Below are 3792 nucleotides of genomic sequence, written 5' to 3'. Positions count from 1 at the left end.
AAAAAGTCGCTTCCCTCCCACCGAGTGGGTGCAACAGTTGCGTCACGAAACAGCGCTCTCTATCTCTTTGCGGGTCACTCCGTTACCGTGAGGAGCGTCGGCGCGAGTTTCGCGCCGGTTTCAATCAAGAAGAACGGCAGTAAATGGCTACGCAGGGCACCGTCAAGTGGTTCAACTCGGAGAAGGGCTTCGGCTTCATCTCTCCCGACGAGGGCGGCTCTGACGTCTTCGCGCACTACACCGCGATCGAGGCTTCCGGATACCGCTCGCTGGAGGAGAACCAGCGCGTGGAGTTCGAGATCGCGCAGGGCCCCAAGGGCCTGCAGGCGGAGAACATCCGCCCGATCTGATCACCGATACCCCCCGCCGCCGCTCAGCGCGGTCGGCGACAAGGGCCCGGCGCCTCGTGCGCCGGGCCCTTTCCTCTGCCCGGGAGCTCGGCTGGGGACGGGGCCGGATTCGTCAGTCGAGGCGGTGCGCGGGAGCGGCCGCGCCACGGTGGTGGTCGATCAGCGCGGTGGCGTCCTCGGCGTGACGGATCGCGCGGCGCGCGGCATCCAGCGCCGCCACGGGGTCCTGCATCTGCCGGGCCTCCGCGAGCTCCTGCCGCGCCGCGTCGAGCCGCACGCGCGCGTCGAGCTGAGCCGCCTGCCGCGGAAGCGCGGCCTCCGCGCGATGCACCGCGCTGCGCGCGGCCGCGAGTGTCCCCGGAAGCGCGCTGCGGGCGCCGCGCTGGCGCTGCTGCGCCGTCCGGGCGTCGGCGAGAGCCGCATCCAGCCGCTCGCGCACCCGCGCGATCGCCTCGTTCGCCGACACCGGGCGACGGGCGGCGATGGGAGCGATGCGCGCGAGCTCGGCGCTCGCCCGGCGGATCTCCTCGCCGAGCCGGTCGGACGCGTCCGCGGGCAGAGCCGACCGGATGGCGGTGGCCGAGCGGATGGCGCCGTGCGCAGCGCTGAGCTCGTCCGATACCGCCAGGCCCGCCTGGATCACGAGTCGGTGCGTCTCCTCGAGGGCGCGCGACGCGGCGTCCGCGTTCCGCAGCGCGCGCTCGGCGGCGGAGAGGTCGTCGAGGGCCGAGCGCGACGGGTCCGCTGCCTCGGCGCGAGCGGCGGCGATGTGCGCCTCCGCATCGGCGATCGCGGCGCGCGCGGCCCCGGCGGCACGCACGGCGTCGATCCATTCGTCGCGCTCCGCACGCTGCGCGAGCTCGCGCAGCAGCGCATCGGGATCGCCCATGCGCGAGCGAAGATCCGCGAGGTGCCGTTCGGCGGCCGAGATCTGGTCGGCCGCGCTCACGTGCGCGTCGATCCAGGACTGGTGCTCGCGACGCGCGGTCTCGATCGAGGTCATCGCGCGCTCGATCCGGCGCACGAGATCGCGCGAGGCGCGCTCGACCGCGAGCGGGGGTGCGTCCGGATCGGTCAGGGCGCGGTACGTCGCGAACGCGTCGTCGCGCGTGTGCTGCGCGGTCATCCGAGCGCGCCGCAGCGAGGCCGGCGCGCCGCCGCCGTACAGGGCGCCGGAGAGGCCCACCTCCAGCTCCAGCTCGTCGATCGCGTCGTCGAGCTGCACGAGCGCCACGCCCGTGCGCTCGACGGCATCGGCCGCCCGGCGCCGCGCGCCCGGCCCGCGGCGCGCGTGGCGCACGGCCGCCGCGACCGCGAGCGCGAGGACGGCGGCGGATCCGAAGACGACCAGCGCGGGGATGATCCAGGTCAGCGGATCGAGCTCGGTGACGTCCATGCGGGACGGCTCAGGATTCCGACAGCAGCAGGTCACGCAGCTGGGCTGCGTCGTCGACGACGGCCCGTGCGCCGTCCTCCTCGCCGGGAGTGCCGAAGCCCCACGTCACGAAGACCACGGGCACATCGTGCTCCGCGGCGCCGTCGACGTCGTGATGCCGGTCGCCGATGAGCACGGCGTGCGTGGTGTCGACGCCGGCGGCCGTGAGTCCCTCGAGCGCGCGGCCCAGGACGTCCGACTTCGTGTCGAGCACGTCGGCCTCCGGGCGCGCGCCCACGATGGCCGTGAAGGCGTCGTCGAGACCGTAATGCGACAGGATCGCCTCGACCTGGTTCTGCGGCTTGGTGCTCGCGGTCGCCTGCGGGATCCCGGCGTCGTGCACGGCGCGGATCAGCTCGGGCACACCGGGGTAGAGGGCGACGGACGAGGCGTAGCCGTCGCGCGCGGCCAGTGCGCGATACGCGGTGACCGCCTCCGTCGCCTGCTCCTCGGACAGCAGCGCGCGCTTCTGGAAGGACTCGAGCATCGGCGGGCCGATCCAGTGGCGCAGCTCATCCGCCGCAGGCGGCGTGCGCCCCATCGACGTGAGCACCTCGGTGATGCGCGGCAGGATTCCGGCCGATGCATCCGCCACCGTCCCGTCCACGTCCCAGATGATGCAGGACCAGGGCGATGACGTCATGACGTTCAGCCTATCCAGGCGGATGGACCGTCATGTCAGCGCAGGACGCCGCCGAAGCGCGGCGGCGCGGTCGCACGGCTAGAAGAGCCGGGGCGCCCCCGACTCGATGCCCTTCATCTCGTCGTAGTCGAGCGTGAGGCAGCGGATGCCGCGGTCCTGCGCCAGCGTGCGCGCCTGCGGCTTGATCTCCTGAGCGGCGAACACGCCCTGGATGCCCGTCAGCAGCGGGTCGCGTCCGAGCAGGTCCAGATAGCGCGTGAGCTGCTCGACCCCGTCGATGTCGCCGCGTCGCTTGACCTCGACCGCGATCGGGATGCCGCCCGCGTCGCGCACGAGCAGGTCGACGGGGCCGATCGCCGTGGGGTACTCGCGGCGCACGAGCTTCGCGCCCTCCGCGATCAGGTCGACCTGCTCGGCGAGCAGGCGCTGCAGATCGGATTCCACGCCGTCCTTGATCAGGCCCGGGTCGACGCCGAGGTCGTGCTTCGAGTCGTGCAGCACCTCGTAGATGTGCACGGTGAGCGCGTCGCCGGACTTCTTGTGCGTGACCTTCCACAGCTCGGCGACGCCGGCCTCTGCGAGCTCGGCGTCCGGGACGATGACGTCGAGCCGGCAGGGCGGGCTCATCCAGTTCAGCGGCTTGTACGACCCGCCGTCGGAGTGCACGAGCAGGCTGCCGTCGCCCTTGTGCACGAGCAGCCGCGTGGCGAGCGGCAGATGCGCGTTGAGACGACCGGTGTAGTCGACGGAGCAGCGGGCGATGACGAGACGCACCGCATGAGCCTAACGGTCTTGCGGCGCGGGCCTGTCCGCCACGGGCGCGAGCGGCCGCGCGGCGCTGGAGGCGAGGCCGGATGCGATCGTGAGGGCGACGATCACGAACAGCGTGTTGAGCAGTCCCATCCGGTCGCTGATCACGCCGAGGATCGGCGGCCCCGCGAGGAACGCGACGTAGCCGATCGTCGCGGCGGCGCTCACGCGCGCCGCGGCCTTCGCCGGATCGTCGGCCGCGGCCGACATCCCGAGCGGGAAGCCGAGCGACGCACCAACGCCCCACAGCGCCGCTCCGACCATCACGAGCGGCAGGTTCGGGGCCAGGATGAACAGCGTCAGGCCAGCCCCGGCAGACAGGGCGAGCACGCGGAGGATCGCGACCCGGCCGAAGCGGTCGACGAGCGGCCCGCCGAACACGCGCACCGCGGTCATCGCGACCGAGAAGACCGTCAGGCCCGTCGCACCGAGCGCCTCGTCGCCGCCGTGTCCCTCGACGATGCCCAGGGCGAGCCAGTCGTTCGCCGAGCCCTCCGCGAACGCCATGCCCAGCATGATCACGCCGAGCGCGTACGTGCGCGGCTCGCGCCAGG

5 protein-coding genes are annotated in these 3792 nt (G+C 72.8%); 1 reads left to right on the top strand and 4 read right to left on the bottom strand.

The features are described 5' to 3' along the window. Window positions 1–143 precede the first annotated feature (143 nt). Window positions 144–350: a cold-shock protein gene (locus RIF89_RS12015; RefSeq protein WP_135114861.1), complete on the top strand. Its 207-nt coding sequence runs from the start codon at window positions 144–146 to the stop codon at window positions 348–350. Between the two features lie 112 nt (window positions 351–462). On the opposite strand, the gene RIF89_RS12010 is transcribed toward RIF89_RS12015, so the two are convergent. The 4 genes from RIF89_RS12010 to RIF89_RS11995 all read right to left on the bottom strand — a co-directional run. Then, entirely contained in the window at window positions 463–1746 is a 1284-nt protein-coding gene (locus RIF89_RS12010; RefSeq protein ID WP_309069341.1) for a hypothetical protein, read from the bottom strand. Between the two features lie 10 nt (window positions 1747–1756). Next, the gene (locus tag RIF89_RS12005; RefSeq protein WP_309069340.1) at window positions 1757–2428 is read right to left on the bottom strand and encodes an HAD hydrolase-like protein; all 672 of its coding nucleotides are present in this window, start codon (window positions 2426–2428) and stop codon (window positions 1757–1759) included. 78 nt (window positions 2429–2506) lie between these two features. Then, window positions 2507–3202 carry an endonuclease NucS gene (gene nucS, locus RIF89_RS12000; protein WP_309069339.1) on the bottom strand — a complete coding sequence of 232 codons (696 nt, stop codon included), beginning with the start codon at window positions 3200–3202 and terminating at the stop codon, window positions 2507–2509. A gap of 9 nt (window positions 3203–3211) precedes the next feature. Beyond that, window positions 3212–3792, bottom strand: a 581-nt coding sequence (locus RIF89_RS11995) for an MFS transporter (protein WP_309069338.1), incomplete at its 5' end; no start/stop codon positions are given.

Origin of the sequence: Microbacterium sp. (genome assembly GCF_031178525.1) — a bacterium.
Taxonomy (GTDB): Bacteria; Actinomycetota; Actinomycetes; order Actinomycetales; family Microbacteriaceae; genus Microbacterium.
Note: the sequence above shows the minus strand (reverse complement) of the source record. Positions and strands in the feature narration are given on the sequence as shown.